Origin of the sequence: Agarivorans sp. QJM3NY_33, from assembly GCF_050870865.2 — a bacterium.
Classification (GTDB): Bacteria; Pseudomonadota; Gammaproteobacteria; order Enterobacterales; family Celerinatantimonadaceae; genus Agarivorans.
In genome coordinates this window covers 41,595-64,758 of sequence record NZ_CP194039.2, presented here as the reverse complement: position 1 = coordinate 64,758, position 23,164 = coordinate 41,595, and the positions used below count along the sequence as shown (strand labels likewise).

The 23,164-nt window shown below is 48.7% G+C and carries 19 protein-coding genes; 11 read left to right on the top strand and 8 right to left on the bottom strand.

Annotated features, from left to right (window positions below):
* Positions 1-80: 80 nt before the first annotated feature.
* From acnD to ACRRSY_RS00260, 3 genes are all read left to right on the top strand, one after another.
* Positions 81-2,675, top strand: a complete 2,595-nt coding sequence (acnD, locus tag ACRRSY_RS00270) for a Fe/S-dependent 2-methylisocitrate dehydratase AcnD (protein ID WP_432464127.1) — start codon at positions 81-83, stop codon at positions 2,673-2,675.
* Between the two features lie 9 nt (positions 2,676-2,684).
* A complete protein-coding gene (gene prpF / locus ACRRSY_RS00265; protein WP_432460571.1) occupies positions 2,685-3,863 on the top strand; it encodes a 2-methylaconitate cis-trans isomerase PrpF in 1,179 nt (392 codons plus the stop codon).
* A 104-nt stretch (positions 3,864-3,967) separates the two neighbouring features.
* Positions 3,968-5,908: a propionyl-CoA synthetase gene (locus ACRRSY_RS00260; RefSeq protein WP_432455204.1), complete on the top strand. Its 1,941-nt coding sequence runs from the start codon at positions 3,968-3,970 to the stop codon at positions 5,906-5,908.
* Between the two features lie 423 nt (positions 5,909-6,331).
* On the opposite strand, the gene efpL is transcribed toward ACRRSY_RS00260, so the two are convergent.
* Positions 6,332-6,907, bottom strand: a complete 576-nt coding sequence (gene efpL / locus ACRRSY_RS00255) for an elongation factor P-like protein EfpL (protein ID WP_432455206.1) — start codon at positions 6,905-6,907, stop codon at positions 6,332-6,334.
* A 725-nt stretch (positions 6,908-7,632) separates the two neighbouring features.
* Between efpL and ACRRSY_RS00250 the strand changes: the two genes are divergently transcribed.
* Complete coding sequence (locus tag ACRRSY_RS00250; protein ID WP_432460570.1) at positions 7,633-8,856, top strand: dicarboxylate/amino acid:cation symporter; 1,224 nt, start codon at positions 7,633-7,635, stop codon at positions 8,854-8,856.
* A 133-nt stretch (positions 8,857-8,989) separates the two neighbouring features.
* Here the strand turns inward: ACRRSY_RS00250 and ACRRSY_RS00245 are convergent, their stop codons facing one another.
* The 3 genes from ACRRSY_RS00245 to ACRRSY_RS00235 are packed head-to-tail and all read right to left on the bottom strand — an operon-like array spanning position 8,990 to position 12,288.
* Complete coding sequence (locus ACRRSY_RS00245; RefSeq protein ID WP_432455208.1) at positions 8,990-10,351, bottom strand: sigma 54-interacting transcriptional regulator; 1,362 nt, start codon at positions 10,349-10,351, stop codon at positions 8,990-8,992.
* Entirely contained in the window at positions 10,338-10,862 is a 525-nt protein-coding gene (locus tag ACRRSY_RS00240) for a hypothetical protein (protein WP_432455209.1), read from the bottom strand. The genes ACRRSY_RS00245 and ACRRSY_RS00240 overlap by 14 nt, the downstream gene beginning before the upstream one ends.
* Positions 10,852-12,288, bottom strand: a complete 1,437-nt coding sequence (locus ACRRSY_RS00235; RefSeq protein WP_432455210.1) for an ATP-binding protein — start codon at positions 12,286-12,288, stop codon at positions 10,852-10,854. The genes ACRRSY_RS00240 and ACRRSY_RS00235 overlap by 11 nt, the downstream gene beginning before the upstream one ends.
* A 345-nt stretch (positions 12,289-12,633) precedes the next feature.
* Here ACRRSY_RS00235 and ACRRSY_RS00230 point away from each other — a divergent pair, with 345 nt between their 5' ends.
* The 6 genes from ACRRSY_RS00230 to ACRRSY_RS00205 all read left to right on the top strand — a co-directional run bounded on the left by ACRRSY_RS00230 (position 12,634) and on the right by ACRRSY_RS00205 (position 18,930).
* Entirely contained in the window at positions 12,634-12,981 is a 348-nt protein-coding gene (locus tag ACRRSY_RS00230) for a hypothetical protein (protein ID WP_432455211.1), read from the top strand.
* A gap of 419 nt (positions 12,982-13,400) precedes the next feature.
* A complete protein-coding gene (gene asd / locus ACRRSY_RS00225; RefSeq protein WP_432455212.1) occupies positions 13,401-14,510 on the top strand; it encodes an aspartate-semialdehyde dehydrogenase in 1,110 nt (369 codons plus the stop codon).
* Between the two features lie 368 nt (positions 14,511-14,878).
* Entirely contained in the window at positions 14,879-15,904 is a 1,026-nt protein-coding gene (locus tag ACRRSY_RS00220; RefSeq protein WP_432455213.1) for a GGDEF domain-containing protein, read from the top strand.
* Positions 15,905-16,279: 375 nt separating this feature from the next.
* Positions 16,280-17,119: a hypothetical protein gene (locus ACRRSY_RS00215; RefSeq protein WP_432464126.1), complete on the top strand. Its 840-nt coding sequence runs from the start codon at positions 16,280-16,282 to the stop codon at positions 17,117-17,119.
* Positions 17,120-17,130: 11 nt separating this feature from the next.
* Positions 17,131-18,150, top strand: coding sequence for a Gfo/Idh/MocA family oxidoreductase (locus ACRRSY_RS00210; protein ID WP_432460565.1), 1,020 nt, complete (start codon positions 17,131-17,133; stop codon positions 18,148-18,150).
* Between the two features lie 63 nt (positions 18,151-18,213).
* A complete protein-coding gene (locus ACRRSY_RS00205; RefSeq protein ID WP_432455216.1) occupies positions 18,214-18,930 on the top strand; it encodes a sulfite exporter TauE/SafE family protein in 717 nt (238 codons plus the stop codon).
* Positions 18,931-18,969: 39 nt separating this feature from the next.
* Here ACRRSY_RS00205 and ACRRSY_RS00200 read toward each other — a convergent pair whose 3' ends face one another.
* The 4 genes from ACRRSY_RS00200 to ACRRSY_RS00185 form a co-directional block, all read right to left on the bottom strand.
* Positions 18,970-19,284, bottom strand: a complete 315-nt coding sequence (locus tag ACRRSY_RS00200; protein ID WP_432455217.1) for a DUF3301 domain-containing protein — start codon at positions 19,282-19,284, stop codon at positions 18,970-18,972.
* A 75-nt stretch (positions 19,285-19,359) separates the two neighbouring features.
* Positions 19,360-19,779 (bottom strand): secondary thiamine-phosphate synthase enzyme YjbQ, encoded by a 420-nt coding sequence (locus ACRRSY_RS00195; RefSeq protein WP_432455218.1) that lies wholly within the window; start codon positions 19,777-19,779, stop codon positions 19,360-19,362.
* A 292-nt stretch (positions 19,780-20,071) separates the two neighbouring features.
* Positions 20,072-21,664 carry a GMC family oxidoreductase N-terminal domain-containing protein gene (locus ACRRSY_RS00190; RefSeq protein WP_432455219.1) on the bottom strand — a complete coding sequence of 531 codons (1,593 nt, stop codon included), beginning with the start codon at positions 21,662-21,664 and terminating at the stop codon, positions 20,072-20,074.
* On the bottom strand, positions 21,657-22,187 hold the full coding sequence (locus ACRRSY_RS00185) for a twin-arginine translocation signal domain-containing protein (RefSeq protein ID WP_432460563.1): 531 nt from the start codon (positions 22,185-22,187) through the stop codon (positions 21,657-21,659). Before ACRRSY_RS00185 ends, ACRRSY_RS00190 begins: the two co-directional genes overlap by 8 nt.
* Positions 22,188-22,515: 328 nt before the next feature.
* Between ACRRSY_RS00185 and ACRRSY_RS00180 the strand changes: the two genes are divergently transcribed.
* A complete protein-coding gene (locus tag ACRRSY_RS00180; protein ID WP_432460562.1) occupies positions 22,516-23,154 on the top strand; it encodes a TetR family transcriptional regulator in 639 nt (212 codons plus the stop codon).
* Positions 23,155-23,164 lie beyond the last annotated feature (10 nt).

The window sequence follows — 23,164 nt, the reverse complement described above, 5'->3', positions numbered from 1 at the left end:
CAGCCCTGTCAGCTTATTTTTAGTCACAGTAGCGGATCCGGTCTCTCCTTAGTTACGACCGAGCATCCATGGATGAGTATATGAATAGTGAATACCGTAAAGCCTTGCCGAACAGCCAACTCGATTACTTTGATACCCGTGCTGCGGTAGAAGCCATCTCAGCCGGCGCTTATGCCAGGCTGCCCTATACTTCGCGGGTACTGGCCGAAAATCTGGTACGCCGCTGCCCACCGCAGCAACTAACGGCCGCCTTAGGACAGATCATCGAAAACAAGCGCGAACTTGACTTCCCATGGTTCCCTGCGCGAGTGGTTTGTCATGACATTCTTGGCCAGACCGCCTTGGTTGATTTAGCCGGCCTGCGTGATGCCATCGCCGCGAAAGGGGGCGATCCGGCCAAGGTGAACCCGGTGGTGCCAACTCAACTGATCGTTGACCATTCGCTGGCGGTGGAACATGCCGGTTTCGATCCACAGGCCTTTACCAAAAACCGCGCCATTGAAGATCGCCGTAACGAAGATCGTTTTCACTTTATCAATTGGTGTAAAAGCGCCTTTGAAAATGTCGATGTGATCCCGCCCGGCAACGGCATCATGCATCAAATCAATCTCGAAAAAATGTCACCGGTGATCCAAACTCGAGATGGTGTGGCATTTCCCGATACGCTCGTTGGCACCGACAGCCACACCCCACATGTGGATGCTTTAGGGGTGATCGCTGTGGGCGTAGGCGGGCTGGAAGCCGAAAGTGTGATGCTCGGTCGCGCCTCCTATATGCGACTGCCAGATATCATTGGTGTGGAACTGAGTGGCCTACGCCAGCCGGGAATTACCGCTACCGACATCGTATTGGCCATCACCGAATTTTTGCGCGAGCAAAAAGTGGTTTCAAGTTTTCTGGAATTTTACGGCGAAGGTGCAAGGCAGCTGACTTTAGGCGATCGAGCGACCATCTCCAACATGACGCCAGAGTTTGGTGCAAGCGCCGCGATGTTCTATATCGACGACAAAACCATCGACTATCTGCGACTCACCGGACGGGAAGAATCACAGATTAGACTGGTGGAAAACTATGCCAAAACCACTGGCTTGTGGGCCGATACCCTCCGTCAGGCCGAATACCAACGCGTACTGCATTTCGACCTCTCCAGCGTGGGACGAAACATTGCCGGGCCATCCAACCCGCATCGCCGCGTTCCCACTCGCGAATTGGCGAGCCGCGGAATTGCCTCTCCGGTACCTCAGCAAGCGGGGTTAATGCCCGATGGCGCCTGCATTATCGCCGCCATTACCAGCTGCACCAATACCAGTAATCCACGCAATGTAATTGCTGCTGGGCTACTTGCCCGCAACGCCAACCAACGCGGCTTAAGCCGCAAGCCTTGGGTAAAAACCTCGCTGGCTCCGGGCTCCAAGGCAGTGCAACTGTATTTGGAAGAGGCCAAGTTATTACCCGAACTCGAACAACTGGGCTTTGGCATTGTTGGCTTTGCCTGCACCACCTGTAATGGCATGAGCGGCGCTTTGGATCCTGCGATTCAAAAAGAAGTGATTGAACGAGAGCTGTATACCACCGCCGTGTTGTCGGGCAACCGCAACTTCGACGGACGGATCCATCCCTATGCCAAGCAGGCCTTTTTAGCCTCTCCGCCCTTGGTGGTGGCCTACGCCATTGCCGGCAGCATCCGTTTCGATATTGAAAAAGATGCCTTAGGGCACGATGCTCAAGGTAAACCGATCACCCTTAAAGACATTTGGCCCAGTGATGAAGAGATTGATGCGGTGATCGCTCAAAGCGTCAAACCCGAGCAATTTCGCCAGATTTATCAACCAATGTTCGATATGAAGGTAGATTATGGCAATCACACTTCGCCGCTCTACGAGTGGCGTGCACAAAGCACCTATATTCGTCGCCCTCCCTACTGGGAAGGAGCTTTGGCGGGCAAACGCAGGATGCAGGGAATGCGCCCTTTGGCGGTATTAGGCGACAACATCACCACCGATCACCTATCGCCTTCCAATGCGATTATGCTGGACAGTGCAGCCGGTGCTTATTTGGCCAAGATGGGCCTGCCCGAGCAAGATTTTAACTCCTATGCCACCCATCGCGGCGATCACCTCACCGCTCAGCGAGCCACCTTCGCCAACCCCAAGCTATTTAATGAAATGGTCAAACAAAACGGTCAGGTTCAGCAAGGCTCGCTGACCCGCTTAGAGCCCGAAGGAAACGTGATGCGAATGTGGGAAGCCATCGAAATTTACATGCAACGGAAGCAGCCGCTGATTATTATTGCCGGTGCCGACTATGGTCAGGGGTCGTCACGCGACTGGGCCGCCAAAGGCGTGCGCTTAGCTGGGGTGGAAGTGATTGTAGCCGAAGGCTTCGAGCGGATTCACCGTACTAACTTAGTCGGGATGGGCGTATTACCACTACAGTTCACTACCGGCAATAACCGTCATAGTTACCGCATCGACGGCAGCGAAAGCTTCGATGTACTCGGTGAGCCCAGCGCTGGCGCAACACTCACCCTGATGATTACCCGCAGTAACGGCGAGCACATCGATTTACCCGTGTTATGCCGTTTAGATACCGCCGAGGAAGTTTCGGTGTATCAAGCGGGCGGTATATTACAGCGTTTTGCCGACGATTTTCTCGAAAGCTCGACTCAGCATTAAGGAGCCATCATGACTTATCCGGCACAGATCCGCATCCCAGCCACCTATATGCGGGGTGGCACCAGTAAAGGGGTATTTTTTAAACGCGATGACCTGCCACCAGCCGCGCAACAAGCTGGTGCCGCGCGTGATGCCCTGTTACTAAGGGTGATCGGCAGCCCCGATCCCTACGGCAAACAAACCGATGGCATGGGCGGGGGAACCTCCAGTACCAGCAAGGCGGTGATCTTATCCACCAGCCAACATCCAGAACACGATGTCGATTACCTATTTGGCCAGGTGTCCATCGATACCGCCAAAGTGGATTGGAGTGGTAACTGCGGCAACCTGACTGCGGCAGTCGGCGCCTTTGCGATTCATGCCGGGTTGGTCGATCCGCAACGCATCCCCGACAACGGCATCGCCGAGGTCCGAATTTGGCAGGCCAACATTGGCAAAACTATTCTTGCCCATGTCCCGATCAGCCAAGGCCAGGTCCAAGAAACGGGGGCCTTCGAGCTAGATGGTGTGACCTTCCCCGCCGCCGAAATACGCTTGGAGTTTCTCGACCCCGCCGACAGCGATGGCTCGATATTTCCCACAGGGAAACTGATGGAGCAGTTAGATGTACCGGGTGTGGGGAGCCTCAAGAGCACCATGATTAACGCCGGAATTCCCACCATCTTTATTCAAGCCGACGAACTGGGCTACCAAGGGACCGAGCTACAAGAGGCGATTAATAATGATGCGCGCGCCTTAGCCATGTTTGAGTCGATCCGTGCCCATGGCGCGCTGCGCATGGGACTTATTTCGTCGCTACAAGAGGCGGAGCAACGCCAACACACCCCCAAAGTTGCCTTTGTCTCACCAGGCAAAGACTACCAGAGCGCCAGCGGTAAAACCGTAAAACAAGGCGACATCGATTTACTGGTGCGGGCACTGTCGATGGGCAAGTTACACCACGCCATGATGGGTACCGCAGCGGTCGCCATTGGCACCGCGGCTGCCATTCCCGGCACATTGGTCAATTTAAACGCTGGCGGTAAGGCCCGCGAAACAGTGCGCTTTGGCCATCCTTCTGGCAGTTTAACGGTTGGAGCACAGGCACGAGAACTCAATGGCCAATGGCAAATCAGCAAAGTTGCGATGAGTCGCAGCGCCAGGATCTTAATGGAAGGTTGGATCCGAGTACCCGGCGACGACGATTAAAGCGCCACCAAGCACACTAAATCAGCCGCGGCACTGCCAGCGGAGCCAAGCAGACATCCGCCCCTTGCCAAGAGGTAACTAGCTTAGGGACGAGGAGGAAAAAGATGAATATGCAACACCATGAACCCATGCGCCCCATCGGCAACGAGCAACAAAACGGTGATTATCAACAAACCATCAACTATGCCAATCAGCACCGCGAGCAGTTTTGGTTAAGCCAAGCGCAACAATTAGCCTGGTACAAGCCACCCCAAGAGGCACTCAGCCAGGACGAATATGGCAACTATCGCTGGTTTGCCGACGGTGAAATGAACACCGCTTATCTGGCGCTCGACTATCATTGCGAGCAAGGGCGAGGCAATCAAACGGCGCTGATTTATGACTCTCCGGTGAGTCATAGTCAGCAAAAATTCTCCTACTTTCAGCTTCGCGATCAGGTAGCACAAACCGCTGGTATGTTGGCTCAGCAAGGCGTGAGAAAAGGCGACCGGGTAGTCTTGTACATGCCGATGATCCCCCAAGCCGCCATCGCCATGTTAGCCTGCGCTCGCCTAGGAGCCATTCACTCGGTGGTATTTGGTGGTTTTGCAGCCCAGGAATTAGCGGTGCGTATTAACGATGCTCGGCCCAAGGTTATCATGACCGCCAGCTGCGGCCTCGAAGGCAGCAAGGTGATTAACTACCTGCCGATGGTGAGCCTTGCCCTGGAGCAAAGCCAACAAATGGAAACCCCAGTTCTAGTATGGCAACGCCCACAGCAAGCGGTTGGTTTTAATCAACAGTACCTCAACTGGCGGCAGCTGCAACAACAAGCACCCGCCGCCGATTGTGTGCCGGTAAAAGCCACCGACCCGCTGTATATCTTGTATACCTCGGGCACCACGGGCAAACCTAAAGGCGTGGTTCGCGACAATGGCGGCCACGCAGTAGCGATGCACTATTCAATGCACAGCGTTTACCAAATGGTACCCGGCGAAGTATTTTGGGCGGCTTCCGATGTCGGCTGGGTGGTGGGCCACTCTTACATTGTGTATGCCCCGCTCATCAAAGGCTGCACCACCATTTTGTATGAAGGTAAACCAGTACGAACCCCCGATGCAGGTGCCTTTTGGCGAGTAGCAAGCGAACATAAAGTGAAAGTACTATTTGCCGCCCCCACCGCCTTTCGGGCCATTAAAAAAGAAGATCCCGAAGGGGCCTTGGTAAAAAACTATGACCTCAGCCAGCTACGCGATATTTTCATGGCGGGCGAGCGTTTAGACCCACCCACTCTCGACTGGACCCTTGCCAAAACCGATAAACCAGTTACCGACCACTGGTGGCAAACCGAAACCGGTTGGGCGATAGCCGGCAATCCTTTGGGTTTAGAGCGCATGCCAGTCAAGGCGGGCAGCGCCACCAAGCCATTGCCCGGTTATCAGGTAAGCATTTTAGATGAAATGGGTGAGCCCTGCGCTGCCAATCAGCAAGGTTTTATTGCCATCCAATTACCGCTTCCCCCAGGTTGCTTAAGCACCATTTGGGGCGATCAGGCCCGTTTCGAATCTGCCTATTTAAAACAATTTCCCGGCTACTATGTATCCGGTGATGGCGGTTACATCGATGAAGATGGCTACCTGTTTGTCATGGGTCGTATCGACGATGTAATTAACGTGGCTGGCCACCGCCTATCAACTGGCGAAATGGAAGAAGTGGTGGGCGCTCATCCGGCTGTGGCAGAGTGCGCGGTGATTGGCAGCCACGATGAGTTGAAAGGCCAAGTGCCCTTCGGTTTGGTGGTGCTTAAAGACGGCGTACAACAAGCAGACCATGAGATTTCAAAAGAGCTGATTAAAAAAGTCCGCCAAGAAATTGGTCCTATCGCCTGTTTTACTCAGGCGATTATCGTGCAGCGTCTGCCCAAAACACGTTCCGGGAAAATACTACGTCGCACCCTGCGTCAACTGGCCGATGGTGAAGACTACGCCATCCCCTCTACCATCGACGACCCCAGCAGCCTCAGCGAAATAGAAGAATTAATGCGCCAAGGTCGAGTGATGATTTAACAAAGCCTGGCTCCATCAGCGCTTAAAGCAATGAGAATAGAAAGCCACTTTTAAAAGTGGCTTTCTATATTGTGTTTAATAACAATAATCGCTAGTATTCGGCCTGTTAACTAAGATTAAATCCATCAATAGCAAGCTTAGACAAACGGTGGCCCCCCACACAGCCGGTGACTTTAGCCAGTCCCAAGCTAAAAGCCTACTCAAACGATGTTTACCAAAGCATTTATGCAGCGCTGGCATGCCGTAACCCCTAATGAATACCAGATTGGCCTCGACCAGCTCATGTTGAAGCAAGGACTCACCCAAATTCGCTACATAGGCTTCATTCGCACACTATGCACTGAGAGCCGCAAAATTTGTCTACCGGTTCAAAACCAAAAAAGCAGCTATAAAGCTGCTTTCCTATCCATCAATCACTGCAAATCACGACTTATCGGCGCGACTCATAAACTTCTTCTCGGTGGTGCTGATCTTAATCTTCTCACCACTGGAGATATACTCCGGCACCTGTACCGACAAACCGGTGCTTAAAATCGCAGGCTTCGTACGCGCACTGGCGGAAGCGCCTTTAATGGAAGGATCGGTTTCCACAATCAGCATCTCAACGCTGGCCGGTAATTCAATAGCCACTGGCTCTCCACTCACGGTGACCACTTGGATACCACTGGTCTCTTCGGTAATGAAGGGTACTTCGTCAGCAATGGTTTCTTTATTGAGGTTGTAGGGAGTGTAGTCTTCATTATCCATAAATACATACTCGTCGCCATCGATGTAAGAGAACATCACTTGATGACGACTAACATCGGCCAAGCTAATCATTTCGTCAGCTTTAAAGCTTTCATCAGCTTTGGCGCCTGTGGCGACATCGTAGAGCCGCATCCGGTATAAACTCGCGCCTGCTCGGCCACTAGGGGTGAGCTTCACAATATCTTTCACGAAAAAAACTTTGCCGTTATGTTCAATCGCGGCGTTCTTTTTAATGTCACTGGCCTTTGGCATGGCTGAGGTTCCTTAAATAATTCGAGCACAAAAAATATCATGATCTAATTTTAAGGCAATAGTTATGCTTCGTTTACGCCAACTTAAGCAGGCCAACACCCAACACGCCCCATCTCGCGCGCCAATTAATACGATAATGCGGCTGCATTAAACGGCAAAGGCATCAAACCAACAATTCACTTACTTCTTTCAAGAGGTTTCGGTACCAACTCAAGTAAATCATCAGCGAGGCACCTATTCACTGGTTGTCAGTTCTTTGCTGGCGCGATGATATTCTCCCGGCGCTGGTTTGTGGTAATGCTGTTATCGATGTAATGATTCACTTGCCAGACAAGAATCGGCGACAAGCAAGCCAAATTGTTGCGCCCCCCTCCGAACGGTCTTTTCCCAATGCAATTAACAATCATAAAAGGTTCACCCAGCGAGGCGACGTTGATGTCTGCGGAACCAAGACTCAAGCAGACGACAAGCCGCAGCTTATAAGGGTTTAGAACACTTGACGCAGACAACTGATAAAGAAATTTAAAGAAAAATTGCAGTGCAAACAACTATAGATGCAGAGAATAATTTTAAATGTGGCGAGTATTTAACCGAAAATATAATTTTTTATATCTTAAATTGCAATAATAACAGCATAAAGAATGACCAAATCCATCAATTCAAGTACAATGCGCGACCATCAAAAACAAGGGTGCAACCCCAAATCGATTCAAATAGGAATATTGATGGACGCAACACAACCGCTGTATAAAAATATTGGTATACAAGTCATCATCGCAATGATTCTTGGGACCATCGTTGGCACACTGATGGGAGAACAGGCGGCAATGTTTGCACCTCTTGGCGCCATCTTCATCCACTTAATAAAAATGCTGGTGATCCCACTGATTGGCGTCTCAATTATCGCGGGTGCGGCGAATTTGGGAAATAGCCCTGCAGCCGGTAAAATCGGCATTACCACCTTTGCTTTCTTCCTTGGTACTTCGGCGGTCGCGGTTATTCTAGCGCTGGTGATGGGCCATATCTTCCAACCGGGTAGCGGTCTGGACTTGAGCCAAGCCAGCCATTTATTCTCCAATGAATACGCCGACAAAGGCAGTGTACCCGGCGTGATGGAAACCATCATCGGCATGATCCCTCAGAACATCTTTGCTTCTTTAATGGATGCTAATATTCTGCAAATCATGGTGTTCTGCCTATTCTTAGGAATTGCTATTTCGAAACAACCTAAGGCCAAAACAGCCCCTTTAATGGAAAGCTTAGACACCATCATTTCTGCTTTCATTTGGATGATTAACATCGTGATGATCATTGCCCCTATTGGTGTATTTGGTTTGATGGCGGAGTCGGTAGGCACCCTTGGCTTCAGTATGTTAACGCTGGTTGCCAAGTTATTTGCAGTGTATGTCGCCGCGATTTTAATTTACGGCTTAGTATTCTACCCTCTCACCATCAAACTATTCTCCAAGACTTCGGTTCGCCAGTTCATGAATGTAATGACAAAGCCGCAAGCGGTCGCTTTATCCACCGCATCTTCGATGGCAACCCTACCGGTCACCATGGAAGTTGTCGAAGAAGAATTAAACATCTCTAAAGCAACCGCCTCCTTTGTATTGCCACTGGGCGCCACCATTAATATGAGTGGCAACGCCATCTATTACGGTTTAGTTGCAGTATTCTTCGCGCAAATTTTTCAGGTCGACTTAGGTTTTGCCGCTTACGCCGCGATTATCTTTACTGCAACGCTTGGTGCAATTGGTCAAGCGGGTGTACCCGGCCCTTCATTCTTAGTGGTCGCAGTCTTATTGGCCGCAGGGATCCCCATCGAAGGTCTACCGCTATTATTTGCCTTAGACCGAATCTTCGACATGCTCCGAACATCGCTGAACATCACTGGCGATGCCGCTTGTGCGGTGATCGTGGATCGTTTCAACGAGAAACACCTTTAAACACAAAAAGACTTGGAGTGCCACTGCTAGCGCTCCAATCTCTGGTGACTCAAAGACCAGCGAAAAGTGTTCTCTCGTCCCAAGCGATCACAGCAAGCGCGCGAAGTGCGGCAAGCAATGACACTTTGATTGATTAAGCGCGAAACGATTCGGGGCGTAGGTGGTGACGTTCCAGCAATTTATAAAATTCCGTGCGATTACGCATCGCTAACCTTGCCGCCTGACTCACATTCCCTTGAGTGAGACGTAATAGGCGAGCTAAATAACTTCGCTCAAACTCATCTCTGGCTTGTGAAAAGCTAACTAGCTCAGCTTTTTCACGCAGTGCTCGCTGCACCAGTTGCACAGGGATCAACGGCCCCGTGGATAAGGCATTGGTTTGCTCTACCACATTCATCAGCTGGCGAACATTGCCCGGCCAACGCGCCGCCACCAAACTGGCCATCGCATCGGGCGAATAGGTTTTAACCGCCACACCTTGTCGGTCGGCAATTTGCTGACTGAAATGATGCACCAACAGGGGAATATCTTCCTGACGTTTCGCCAGAGGCGGTAGGTCTAATTCCACCACATTGAGTCGGTAGTATAAATCTTCCCGAAACTGCTGTTGCTGTACCGCCTGATAAAGATCTTGGTGAGTTGCCGAAACGATGCGCACATCTACCGCAACATGTTTTGTCGATCCCACCGGGCGCACTTCGCGTTCTTGCAAAGCTCGCAATAACTTCACCTGCACACTTAAGGGGGTATCGGCAATTTCGTCCAAAAACAAGGTGCCGCCCTGAGCCGCCTGAAACAAACCATTGTGCGCATGAGCTGCGCCACTAAAGGCCCCTTTCACATGACCAAATAGTTCCGACTCAAATAAACCCTCGGGAATGGCTGCACAATTCACCGCAACAAAAGGGCCTTGGCTGCGCGAGCTTGCATAGTGAATCGCCTTAGCCAGCAATTCTTTACCCGAACCACTTTCACCTTGGATCATGATATTCACATCACTCGGTGCCACTTGCTGAATTTGCTTGAGCAACACCTCCATTACTGGACTACGACTAATGATATCTTGTCGCCAAGCTGGCGGCTCACAACTGCGAACCGACTCGCCTGCGGGTTGCTGTAAGTGCAGCGCTTCGGCCACCTTAGCTAATAACTCTTGGCTGTCAAAAGGTTTGGTTAAGTAGCCAAATACACCTTGTTGAGTGGCGGCAATCGCATCCGGAATATTGCCATGAGCCGTCAATAACATTACAGGCAGACTGGGATAGCGTTGTTTAATGGCATTGAACAAGGCTAAGCCATCCATGCCATCCATGCGTACGTCACTGATCACCAATTCCGCCGGATAACTTTCTAATTCGGCCAGAGCTTGTTTGGCACTGGCAACCGCTCGTACCTGATAACCAGCCGATTGCAAACGCAAGCTAATCAGGCGCAATAAACTAGGGTCGTCATCGACAACTAAAAGGTTGCCGCCATGTGGGTTAATTTCGTTCATTTAATTGCTGCTCAATTCGAGTGAGTTCATCTAGTTGCATCTTTAATGCCGCAATTTGCTGTTGTAATAATAGCTGTTGCTGTTTTTGGTTAGCGCCCAAATTTTCATATTTATGCTGCCACTTTAGCGCATCACTCAATTGATCATTTAGCGCCAGCAGCATCCCCTGCTGAGCAAAGCTGCCTTGGCTGGCAAAAGCCTGGCTCAAGGCTGCATGAGCTCGATGCGGATTTTTCACTGGTGATCTCTTATAAGCATATAACAGGCCGAGTTTTACCGGATTATCACCCAACTGTGGATCTTGCAATAAAATCTCTAACTCATTGAAGATCTGATCATCGCTCATCTCCGCTAAGCGCAAATAATAGGCCGAGGGCGTAAAAATACCGTTCATACTCAACTGGGCGTCGCAAACTAGCGCCACCTGATTTTCCCCCTCAGGTAACAGCTGACAAGCCGTTAAACCGAGTGTAAATAAAGCCAATAAACCTAGCTTGGCACTACTTTTCATGCTGTTGGTTTCCTTGTAATCCTTCGACTAAAAACCGGCTGCCTGGACTTAAACGCTGATAGCGTAGCTGTGCGTGTTGTCGTTCAACCAATTCTTTGGCAATCGTTAAACCGAGACCGCTGCCCTTAAGGCGTGGATCTTTGGCTGCCGGCCCTTGCACAAAAGGCTGAAAGATTCGGCTTTGCAAATCATCGTCGATACCTTGACCTTGATCGTCGATATAGAGGCTCACCCCCGCAGACCCCACGAAAGAACCCAACACTATTTGACCATGATCGGGAGAGAACTTAATCGCGTTAGACAACAAATTGTCAACGATCACCCGCAGTTGCTCCTTATTTGCAACAACACTTGGCTGCTGAATATCCAATTGAGTCGTTAACTGACGGCTACTTAAACTTAATCGATGACTTGCGAGAACCTGCTCCACCAGCGCCCTAATATCAACCCCTTGCGAAGCTTGTTGCAGCGGCGTATCCAATAGTAAATTGAAATCGAGTAAAGCCTCGATTAACTGTTGTAGTCGTAAGCTACTGTCTCGTAAAATTTCGGTGATTTCCTGTTGCTGCGCATTCAGTGGCCCAGCACTATTATCGTAGAGTAATTCATTACCCTCACGGATCGCCGCCAAAGGCGTTTTGAGCTCATGGGAAATATGCCGAATAAAACTGGTTTTTTGCTGCTCTAAGCTAAGCAAACGCAGTCGCATCTCATCTAAAGCATCGGCGATAGCCATCACTTCACTGGCACCACTCACTTTAATAGCTTGGTCAAATTCACCCGATTTAAGACGCGCGATTTGCGGCCGCAGTTGTTGCAGCGGTCGAGTAACGACCAGCACCAGTAATACCGCCGCAGCTAAAGCGAAGGGCAGCCCCAGCATACTTAACATCAAGCGCCGTTGCGCCGATTGGGTACTTTGCTCCAGTTGTTGAGCGAGCTCTTTCACCAAGATTTGACTACGTTGATCGAAACTCTTTCCTAATTCAGACAAGCGATTAAACTGTCGATTTAACTGCTTATTATCATTGGATTTCGGTTGCGCCATTAACTTACCGAGACTCACTAACTGCTGCTGTAATTGCGCGACAATACTCAATAGCGCGGGGTCATGATGTTGTTGCTGAAAGGCCACCAATCCACCCGACAACTTTTGCCATTGATCCTGGTATAAACTCAGTAGATTCTCGTCGGCTAATACCCTAAATTGACGGGCACTACGCTCTAAATCGAGTAAGTTCTCGTCTAAACGTTTACTACTGGAAACCACCTCAGCGGCCAAAAAGGCAGTTTGTTGGCCCTGCATGGAGACCTGTTGTAAATAGTAAGAAGCTAACAACAAACTCAATAACAGCGGCAACCCCAGAGTAGCCAAAGCCCAAAAACTCAGACGACGAATTGAAGCAAGCGCACGAAAATTAATCAATGGGCCAATCCTAGCAATAAATATCCGATAAATTGCGCCTATAATGCCAGAGATAGTTAAAAATTATACTGTCGCCAGATAGCGACAATGAGAAAAGCGCCACAATCTATTGGTAAGTATTTGATGTCGATGTGATTTATCTGAATCGCTAGAATAAATTAGCCCTTGGCTAACACAGCACCAAACCACCTGTCGCCTTAGCACGACAGTATGTCCAGCAGTAATTAGTTAAACCATTGATTTGTAATAATTAAATTATTTGGCTCAATTTATGCTTTTGTAGGACCTATACCACGAGCCCCTCTAAACCGCTCGTCTAGCTTAAAATAAATAATAGGGACCACTATGCAACAGTTTGAACAGCGCTGCCTACGCATTGGCGATTGGATTTTTGAAATTAAGATGGTCCGAGCGATCAGAGTTAGCGAATATGGTCAGCCCTATGATGCCTGTGCCAATATCAACTTCAACGGCACTCAAGCGTATTTTGACAATCAACTGACTCGAAACGATAGCGCCTTTACAGCCAAAGACTTTGCCACCTTCGTGGAGTTTTGCCAAGAAATGGGGATCAGCGATGCCAGCTACGATCGCTATAGCCAAGGTAAACGCCGCACCCGAACCATTACCATCGGTGAAGATCCTCGCCAATCATCTAAAGTCGTTAATTTTCCCTACAGCGGTTCTGCTTAAGCGCAGAGCTCGTTATCAACGAGCTTAAAACTGCCGGTATCTATTGGAGATGCGAGGCTTGGTAGAACTTTGACGCTTAAGCTTGGTTTGGATTAAATAGTTTTAGTCACGAAAAAGGTCTAAATAAGTGACGCAAACCCTTCTCTGTTTTTCTTTCAAAATGGGAAGCAAGAAATAAAAACTGAATTATCAAACGTATCGGGCCACCGCAGAGAGTGCGCCCCCCCCTTCGCTTGAATTGGCATGCTTCCCATACCTAGCCTTCGCGATATAAACAAACTGCTGTAAAAATAATCACAAAAGCGCAACCGGGCCTAGTGTTCAGCGCTTGCCAATGGTAATCTCAAAAGTTCGTGAAGACGGCGTCTTGGCGAAATAGCAAACACTCAATATTATAAAATAAAGGATGTAAGCAAGCCATGAGAGTAGGTTTGGTTGGTTGGCGCGGTATGGTGGGTTCCGTGTTAATGCAACGTATGCGAGAAGAAAACGATTTTGCCCACATTGACCCTGTTTTTTTTAGTACTTCGCAAGTTGGCATTGCCGGCCCGGATGTCGGTACAGGTAAGACCAGCTTACTCGATGCCTTTGACATCGACAGCCTAAAAACCATGGATACCATCATTACCTGCCAAGGCGGAGATTACACCAAAGCTGTGTATCCCAAATTACGCGCCAGTGGTTGGGATGGTTATTGGATTGATGCCGCTTCAGCCTTACGTATGGAAGACGATGCCATCATTGTACTCGATCCAGTTAACCGCGATGTGATTGACCAAGCGCTCAACAAAGGGATCAAAACCTACGTGGGTGGCAACTGCACAGTGTCACTGTTACTCATGGCGATTGGTGGTTTATTTGAAAAAGAGCTGATCGAATGGGTAAGCCCTATGACTTACCAAGCCGCTTCGGGTGCTGGTGCGCGTAACATGCGGGAATTAATCAGCCAAATGGGCGCTATTCGTGATGATGTTGCCGAAGAGCTAGCAGACCCAGCCTCTGCGATCCTCGACATCGACCGTAAAGTTGCCGAGAAAATGCGTGCCGACGATTTCCCGAGTGATCAATTTGGGGTACCACTAGCGGGTAGCTTAATCCCATGGATTGACGTCCCACTACCAAGTGGCCAAAGTAAAGAAGAATGGAAAGCACAAGTCGAAGCCAACAAAATTTTAGGCACCAGCGAGCAAGCGACTCCCATCGACGGGATCTGTGTGCGAATTGGCGCAATGCGTTGTCATAGTCAAGCGCTGACCATCAAACTGAAAAAAGACCTCCCTGTGGCAGAGATCGAACAAATTCTTGCCGAGCATAACGATTGGGTAAAAGTGATCCCCAACCAGCGAGAGCTTTCAGTTGAAGAACTCACCCCAACCAAGGTCACTGGCACCCTCAGTGTTCCCGTAGGCCGCATTCGCAAACTCAGTATGGGGCCAGAGTATATCTCGGCTTTTACTGTCGGTGATCAGTTACTCTGGGGCGCGGCAGAGCCATTGCGCAGAATGCTACGTATTTTGATCGCAAAATAATCAAGCACTTCAGCCCAGTCAAACTTGCTGGGCTGACTTTACTTATCCCCCAGCAAAACTCCTCTAAATAAAAAAAACCTCGTGATAGCGTAAAGTTAACTAAGCTGTAATTAGTAATGGTTGGCAATTAAAAAATGGTTTTAAGCGCTCATTGACCAAGACTTAAACGATAGGTGAGCGATGACAAGATAGTCATACTCTTCCATTTATCTACGCATCAAAGCATTTAAATCACAATTATTGCTAATCAAATCACCTATAGTTGATCAGTAAATCAGTTATCATAGCCTTGGGTTTGGGTATGTTGCACTCTCCGTTACATTTCGCAATCACCAAACAGGGACAGTCTCAATATCGATGGAACTCTTATGAGCCAAAAACTATTTAAGAAAGCGACTCTAAATTTAAAGAAAGCTGTACCACTGATGATGAAGTATCAGATCCCGGCCACCCCCAACAATTATGCCTTGTGGTATTTGTATGTCGATGACCAAAATCCTGAACTAAATGCCGCTATTGATGAAATAATTAGTGAATATGACACAGTCCCCACCACCAATAGCCAAGTGTTATACCAAAACCATATTGCCAGCCAAGATCAATTAAATATCGAGAGCATGCGTCTTAACTTGGAAGCCATGGCTACCGAATTATCGCAAACCATGCTTGATACCGGCAGTGATGCGAGTACTTTTCAGTCCAATATCGACCGTAACTTTGCCAAACTCAATCGTATTGAAGAAGATGGCGTTCCCTTAGAGCAAGTGCTCGGATTAGTTCGTAACTTAGTCGAGGATGCCGCCAATATTCGTCAAAGTACCAATTTCTTTAATTCGCAATTGGGTAAAGCCAAGGCTGAAATAGAAAACTTAAAAAGCAAACTAAAAGAAACCGAAAAAGAAGCGCTCTACGATGCCCTCACTGGCGCTTTAAATCGTCGAGCCTTCGATTCCGATTTTAAGCAGCTATACGATACGACTCCGCAGGGACTCTGCATCATTTTAGCCGATATCGATCACTTCAAGGCCTTTAATGATAGTTACGGACACATTCTCGGTGACCAAGTTTTAAGAGTCGTGACCAAACGGATCCAAGAGGCCTGTAGAGACGGGGCTAAAGCCTATCGTATCGGCGGTGAAGAGTTTGCGATTCTCTGTCCGAAATCGAATATACGCTCGGCCAGGCAATTAGCCGAATCAGTCCGTCGCGCGATAGAAAAGCTTAGCCTTAAAGATCGCCGATCCCACCAGCGCATCGACAACATCACCTGCTCCTTTGGTGTTGCTGAATATAACCCTATTAGTAAATCACAGGCGATTGTCGAATCAGCCGATGCGCAACTCTACGAAGCAAAACGCTTAGGCCGAAATCGAGTAATGCCGATCGTCAGTTAAAATCCCGAGATACGGTGAACTCATCGACCAACAGTCACAAACTCGAAACGGCGGTAAACGCCATTTTATACTGACTAACTTATGCTGGTCGGCTGGTTGTTCCAGCCCAGAATTCTGTTCAGAACTGCTCATGTTGCGTTCCTCATTCATGCCATTAAAGCTATCCATAGGCTGCAACAATCCTATAAAAACACCATGAATTTTTGATGAACAATTTACTAACGCCTCAGCAAACGGCATAGTTGTGGCTACTCCACAATCCAAGAGTTAATTGCGACACCATGATTCAGCGAATGGCGCTCAAGCCTCGACCAAACTGCCAATTTTTGGCAACTCATGCGATATCTCATTCCCTCTGCATTCACGAGGATGCCAATGCTTAAAGTAATCGCCCTTATCGCCCTATTAATGTTCGGTACACTCGCTGGATTAGTGCTATTTCCACCGCCAAGCAGTGACTTTCAACACAGTCCTTTAGCCGATGAAACACTTAAGCCAGAACTAAAAGCCGAGTTAACTGGGATCCCTAATGCCGCCAGCTTGCTCTGGCAAACAGAGAAACAACAGTGGCTCATTGGCACGCTTGCCCCACAAACCGTCATGGTGAACGGCTCCGCTCAATTGGCTTATCTCAATCCCCAACTCAAGCGCGCAGAACTGGTACCACTCCCCACCAGCGGAGACATTGCAGACCTAACCATGATTGATCAACACTTACTGGCAATTTCTGCGGATGGACGTTTGCTATTCTTTAGCCAAGCCGGCGAACAGTGGAAGTTTATCGATAAACGGAAGTGGCTCAAGGGCGGACTGATCCATAAAACGGCAGGCGTGATATGGGACTCCCAAACCAAGCAATTGTATAGTTGCGAGCGAGAAGGCTTAAAACGTTGTTATCGCGGCAACCGCGAGGGCCAACAAGCAAGCTCATTTGACTTAGTGATGGCAGATCCGAATCAACAACAAAGCCTACAAGAATACCAATTGGGCAGTATGGCTTGGCATCAAGGCAACTGGTATATACTGAGTCCTCGCTTTAGCAGTCTATTAAAAGTTGACCCGCAAAGCGGTCAAGTCCTAAAAATATCAGCGCTAGCACAGCCAGATACGGCCCAAGCGATTGCCAGTAATGGCAAACAATTATGGTTACTCAGCGTCACACGCCAGCAACCTGACCGAGTTAAACTCTCAACCATTCCTTTGTCTACCCCCTAACAGGAGCGGTCATGTTAAACGTTGCTATCATTGGTTTTGGTTTATCGGGGCGAGTATTTCACGCCCCGCTCATTCAAGCTTGTCCACAACTTAAGCTGTTCGCGATTGCCAGCTCGCAGCAGGCCTCGATTACTGAGCGCTACCCGCATGTTCTGTGTCTTGATCCGCAACAGGTCATCGACCACCCTGAAGTCGACATTGTAGTGATAGCCAGCCCGAATTCGGTACATGCCGAACAAGCAGAACAGGCCATGTTGGCAGGTAAACACGTGATTGTCGAAAAGCCACTGGCGCTGAATAGCCAACAATGCTTGCGTTTGCAACAAGTCGCCCAACAGACAGGAAAGTACTTAAGTGTATTTCACAATCGCCGTTGGGATAGTGACTTTCTCACCATTCAAGGCCTCATCAAGCAACAACGTTTGGGGAAATTACATAGCTATAGCGCCCATTTTCACCGCTATCGGCCAGTTGTGAAAACTCGCTGGAAAGAACTCGACCCTCAGGGTGGCGGTGTTTTATATGACTTAGGCGCCCACCTGATTGATCAAGCACTGTGTTTGTTTGGCCCCCCCCAACAACTATGGGCTCATCTTGCAATGCAACGCCCTGGAGCTAAGAGTGTCGACAGCTTTGACTTACATTTAATCTATCCCGAGTTAAAGGTGCAGTTAAGCTGCAACTCTTTAATGCTTGAACCAGGCCCTCGCTTTCAGTTACATGGCGATCGAGGCTCCTACGCAAAATGGGGAATGGATCCGCAAGCACAACAACTAACGGTGGGACTGTCACCGAAGGCGCAACACTTTGGCAAAGACTCAAATCGTAGCGAAATTCATCTCGCCAACCAAGCCACCGTGCATCAAAGCTTAAGCAAAGGCAATTATCCGGCCTTTTATGATAACTTTGCCGCCGCAGTGCTCCATGGTGAACCGCTGGCCATTAGCGCTCAACAAGCCAGTGATGTGATTCGAGTAATAGAACTCGCCACCCTGAGCCACCAGCAGCAACAACGATGCAACTTCAACTAAACCCATCGAGAAATCGCTCACGGGCTAAGCCCTGTTAGCCCAATATCAATAAGGAATACTTTGGTGATTACCCTGCTGGCCTGCCTACTGATCTTTATCGGTTCGTTGGTCCAATACACAATTGGCTTTGGCTTGGCGGTGATTGCCGCGCCATTACTATTTCAGCTCTCGCCCATCTATGTACCTGGTCCGGTGGTGATTGTTGCGCTGGTGATCTCCATCTTCAGCGCCGTCGAGCATCGCAGCAGCATCTCATTGAATGGCTTAAAAGCAGCCATACTCGGTCGGATCCCTGGCACAATTGCCGGTGGCGCTTTACTCTATTGGGCAGACTTGGCCAGCTTAAGCTTTTGGTTAGGTTTATCGGTACTGATCGCGGTGGCTATCAGTTTATTACCAGTGCGCCTCGCCCCGACTCCGAAGCGCATGGCGATCGCAGGTTTTATGTCTGGATTTATGGGCACCAGCAGCTCCATTGGTGGGCCGCCCATGGCATTGTTACTGCAGCATCAACAAGCAGGCTATTTGCGCGCAAACTTATCAGCATTTTTTGTGGTGAGCTGTTTATTATCACTGCTAGTACAAGTGCCTATCGGTTATATGTCGCTGCAACACTTACAAGCCAGTTTACCCTTAATTCCGGCGGCTTTAGCGGGCGTTTGGTGTGGCAGGCGCTACGGTAAACGACTGCCACAGCGATGGATGCGCAGCTTTTCACTAACGCTATGTGCGATATCGGGTGGTTCCGCACTACTCAGCTACTTTTTAAGTGCTCATTAGTACAGCACCAAATATATTCAACTGTAGGGTCAACCTTTACTAATGTAAGGGTTCGAAGGATTCATCAATCCGATAGGCTGGTAAATCAAACTTATATTGGCTACCAGCCATGATCAACAAGGCCTGATAACGGCTCTCTCCGGTCGAAGAAAATTCAAATTGGTAGCAGCGGCACCAGCGCCAATGGCCAGCTATTTTTTGCGGTTTTTCTTGTTTAAAATTGAGATCGAGTAGCTGCAAATCAAGCTGCTGACATTTTTGCTTAATCAAATGTTGCGCACGCTCGGCGTCTTTACGGCGACGCCAAAAAAACAACACGATAGCCATAAAAATAAAGATCGCTAATAAGTCCATCGCACCATCTTCAGTTTGAGGAATGAACAAGATGTCGAGGAGGGTAACTCAGCACGTTGGAGTTCTTTACTCAGCTTATTCACCGTTGATCGTCACCACAATTTGCCGACGACCGCCTTGCTCACGATGTTCGCCTAAATAAATACCTTGCCAAATACCTAAGTTAAGCTCTCCGGAGCTGATCGGCAAGGTGAGTTCGCAACCTAATAAGCTACTTTTTATATGTGCAGGCATATCATCGGGACCTTCATAAGTATGCTGATAATAGCCCGCATTCTCAATCACCATATGATTAAAATGAGCTTCTATATCATGCCGCACACTGGGATCGGCATTTTCATTCAAGCTTAAACTCGCACTGGTATGTTGTAACAAGAAATGACACAGCCCCACATTAAACTGCTTTAATTCTGGTAGCTGTAATAGTAACTCTTCGGTAATTAAGTGAAAGCCACGAGGCCGAGCCTTAAGTCTTACCAAACGTTGTAACCACATTAAATAAGGCCTTTAGTCTATGTTCTAGAACGTATTTCAAGTATAGCTGTCTGTCTCCTTGATACTGGGCAGCGCGAGGGCCAAAACAGGCAACCTACACACGCTTGAATCGATAAACAAATTAAACAGCATTCGATTAACATCCCTAGACTAACAGTGGGCGCTTAAGTTTGTAAATACACTAACTCTGCTTATCTTTCTCAATTACGATGACCACCGCAGGTTTATAGTTTATTCAGGTGGTACCGAGCAGTGGTTTAAGAGAAACAAGCATAGACCAAGCGCCCACCATTCAGGGCACACTCAGCGCAAGCTTGGCGGCAAGTCGCTGACTATTCCGCAAAGCTAAGGCATAGATCGTAAGCTGAGGATTTGCACCTAAACTGGTTGGAAAAACCGAACCGTCGATCACAGTCAAGCCAGCCAAGAGACGAAAATTGCCATCTTCATCAACCACCGACGATGCCGCTTCCCCCCCCATTGCACATCCCCCCATCACGTGTGCCGATGCCAAACGAGTGGCCAATGGCTGCATGGCCAATTGCTTGATAAACGACTGGGCCTCAGTCCAACTGTTCAGTTGCCGACTTTGTTCGTGTAAGGGGTAAACCTGTTTAGCCCCGGCGGCAAATTGTAACTCAGCGATACTCAGCAGCGCTCGCCTAGCACCATCCCACAGGTAATCACTCAGATGATAATCCAGCATCGGGCTAGCATCGTCTCGCAGCTTAACCTGCCCACCGTGACTTTGTTCATGAAAGCCATCCCGCAACAATCCAATCGTCACTTGTAGATGATTCATTTGTTGCATCATTTCACTATGAAAGCGGCCAAAGCCGGTCAGTTTGGTGGCCAATAAAATCGGATGAACCGGTGGTACTTCCAATTTGTAACCACAGCGCCCTTCTACACCATCACGCCATACAAAGTGATCGGAATATACGGACTGTGGCGCACCTTGATGACTTAATACTGGCTGTTCGAATAAGGCTCCACTAATCACACTCGGATGTAAAAACGTGCGTTTACCGATCAATTGATTCGGATCAGGCACCTTTGAGCGCAACAATATCGCTGGCGAACCAATAGCACCAGCTGCTAGGATCACGTGTCGCGCATTCACTTTAATTTCGATTTGCCTTGGACGTTGCTGTTGATCTAAGGCTTGTAAGCTTGCACCCCGCACCCGTTGTTGCTTAATATTTAAGCTTTCTACCCGAAATCGGCTTAGTAAACTGGCCCCTAGATTAAGCGCTGCAGGGATGGTGGTCACCAGCATCGACTGTTTTGCATTAGTCGGGCACCCCATCCCACAGTACCCCAAATTCCAGCACTGCCTGACATTCCGCGGAACCGCTTTATGAGACCAACCAAGCGCCTCACAGCCCTTGGCTAACAGCGCATTATTGGCATTATTGGCCAACCAGGGACGGATCCCTAACTGCTGCTCAACCTGTTCAAAATAGGGCTGTAAATTCTCGGATGTTAACTGACGAATGCCCCAACGCCGCTGCCAATGCAGTAACGTGGATTCCGGGGTTCGCAGCGAAGTCGTCCAATTTACGGTAGTGGACCCCCCAACACAGCGTCCCTGAAAAATGCTAATCGCTTTATCTTTGGTTTTACGAGCGGCAGATTCCTGATAGAGATCGGGATAGGCTTGACGCTCTTGCATTTTAAAATCTTGGCTCGTTTTTAGCGGTCCCTCATCAACCAAAATAACCTTGAAGCCCGCTTCTGCGATAACCTGAGCGCTAATCCCACCACCAGCACCACTGCCAATGATCAACACATCACAATCCAATTGACGATTATCTTGCAAACTTGCCCCATCAAGATGTGACCATCCGTCGGCAAGCCCTTCGACAATCCAATCTTTAATCATGAAACAGTCCCTTCACTTGGGCTGGTAATTGATAAGCCAACAGAGGCCAAACCTCGGGGTCGCCATAACAGGCCGCCATGATCAGCTCATGTAAGCCTTGATAAGTCTGGCGTAATAGCTGCAAATAATGCATCTGCCAGGTCCTCAACAAGACTATTTTTTGCTGAGTGCTGAGTTCACTAAGCTGACTACTTCCAGCACTGAGTAATAACCATCCGCCCCGCGACTGTAATAAGTCCAACAGTTGGCGTAATTCAGCCCGACTATGCGCAGCCAATCCACTGATCGCAACATCAACATTATTTAAAATACGCAGCATCGCGAGGTCATCCTGGTCACTAAATTGCCCCTGCACAAACACAGGGATCAACGCCAGCAGGATCTGTTGATGCTGCGCCGATAACGCGAGTTGGGGATTGGCTTGGTAGCGTAAGGGATAACTAGCAAATAACCACTGGCCACCGCCTGCCATCGCCGCGATGGCTGTAGCACCTTGCAAAAATTGTCGCCGAGAAATACTCACCCTCGCTCCCAATCAATCATCATTTCACCTTGAACTCAGATCAACAAAATAAGATACCATGAGTAACTTAGATAGCAGTTACTAAATAGTTTGGCAAGTTTCTATGGGTAACTTATTCTTAGACTGTAAACAAAATCGCAAAACACTACCTAATCAGGCGCTTGCTTGTGCGCGACTCACACTTGTCGCAGCGAGTACAACGCAGACCTAAAAGATAATGTTTGGGTAAGCGGCAGCTGCTTTTCTCTGCCGTCGTTAAAATGCATTGTTAACAAAGTTAAATTAGCAACAAAAGCGTAAGCCATGTAAAGGTGAAAGGAACCAACACTTGATAAAAAATGATGTAAATACCAGCATAAGAAAGCGCGCAATTAGTCCCGAACAAAAACAACAGCGTCGCGAACAGATCTTAGCCTCCGCCAAACAAGCCCTCACGGAGCATGGTTACGATCAGGTGGTGTTAAGCCACTTAGCCGAACAACTACAGTTATCGAAACCGGCGCTATATCGCTACTTTAAGAACAAAGAAAGTCTGTTTATGGCACTGTATTTAGACGAGGCAGCGCAGTTACTGCTTGCTATCCAACGCCTCGCCAACCACCCCTTACAAGCACGAGTTCTCGCTGAAACCATCGCCGCCAGACCGAGTTTTTGCTATCTCTCTGCAATTTTGCATACCGTATTAGAAAAGCAACAGAATATTGAACAAGCCATCGCCTTTAAACGCGAGCTGAAGCGACTGGCTGAACAACTCTGCCAATTATTTCAGCACTGGTCGCCACAACTCAACCAGCAGCAGGCACTCACCAAGGTCATGTTCCTATACCAAAGTATCATTGGCTGTTGGCATACCAGCCACCCCTCGGCCACCATGCAACAAGTATTAAGAAATGATGAATTTGCGATATTGCGGCTGAATTTTGTGGATAGCCTGAGCCTATTGCTAGTCAAACTATTAATGGATTAGTGCGAGCATG

What these genes read in the sequence shown, in the direction of transcription:
- ACRRSY_RS00200 (WP_432455217.1), bottom strand. Translation starts at nt 19,284, where the DNA reads ATGGACTTATTAGCGATCTTTATTTTTATGGCTATCGTGTTGTTTTTT.
- ACRRSY_RS00260 (WP_432455204.1), top strand. Translation starts at nt 3,968, where the DNA reads ATGAATATGCAACACCATGAACCCATGCGCCCCATCGGCAACGAGCAA.
- ACRRSY_RS00230 (WP_432455211.1), top strand. Translation starts at nt 12,634, where the DNA reads ATGCAACAGTTTGAACAGCGCTGCCTACGCATTGGCGATTGGATTTTT.
- asd (WP_432455212.1), top strand. Translation starts at nt 13,401, where the DNA reads ATGAGAGTAGGTTTGGTTGGTTGGCGCGGTATGGTGGGTTCCGTGTTA.
- efpL (WP_432455206.1), bottom strand. Translation starts at nt 6,907, where the DNA reads ATGCCAAAGGCCAGTGACATTAAAAAGAACGCCGCGATTGAACATAAC.
- ACRRSY_RS00220 (WP_432455213.1), top strand. Translation starts at nt 14,879, where the DNA reads ATGAGCCAAAAACTATTTAAGAAAGCGACTCTAAATTTAAAGAAAGCT.
- ACRRSY_RS00195 (WP_432455218.1), bottom strand. Translation starts at nt 19,779, where the DNA reads ATGTGGTTACAACGTTTGGTAAGACTTAAGGCTCGGCCTCGTGGCTTT.
- ACRRSY_RS00240 (WP_432455209.1), bottom strand. Translation starts at nt 10,862, where the DNA reads ATGAAAAGTAGTGCCAAGCTAGGTTTATTGGCTTTATTTACACTCGGT.
- ACRRSY_RS00250 (WP_432460570.1), top strand. Translation starts at nt 7,633, where the DNA reads ATGGACGCAACACAACCGCTGTATAAAAATATTGGTATACAAGTCATC.
- prpF (WP_432460571.1), top strand. Translation starts at nt 2,685, where the DNA reads ATGACTTATCCGGCACAGATCCGCATCCCAGCCACCTATATGCGGGGT.
- ACRRSY_RS00210 (WP_432460565.1), top strand. Translation starts at nt 17,131, where the DNA reads ATGTTAAACGTTGCTATCATTGGTTTTGGTTTATCGGGGCGAGTATTT.
- acnD (WP_432464127.1), top strand. Translation starts at nt 81, where the DNA reads ATGAATAGTGAATACCGTAAAGCCTTGCCGAACAGCCAACTCGATTAC.
- ACRRSY_RS00245 (WP_432455208.1), bottom strand. Translation starts at nt 10,351, where the DNA reads ATGAACGAAATTAACCCACATGGCGGCAACCTTTTAGTTGTCGATGAC.
- ACRRSY_RS00215 (WP_432464126.1), top strand. Translation starts at nt 16,280, where the DNA reads ATGCTTAAAGTAATCGCCCTTATCGCCCTATTAATGTTCGGTACACTC.
- ACRRSY_RS00190 (WP_432455219.1), bottom strand. Translation starts at nt 21,664, where the DNA reads ATGATTAAAGATTGGATTGTCGAAGGGCTTGCCGACGGATGGTCACAT.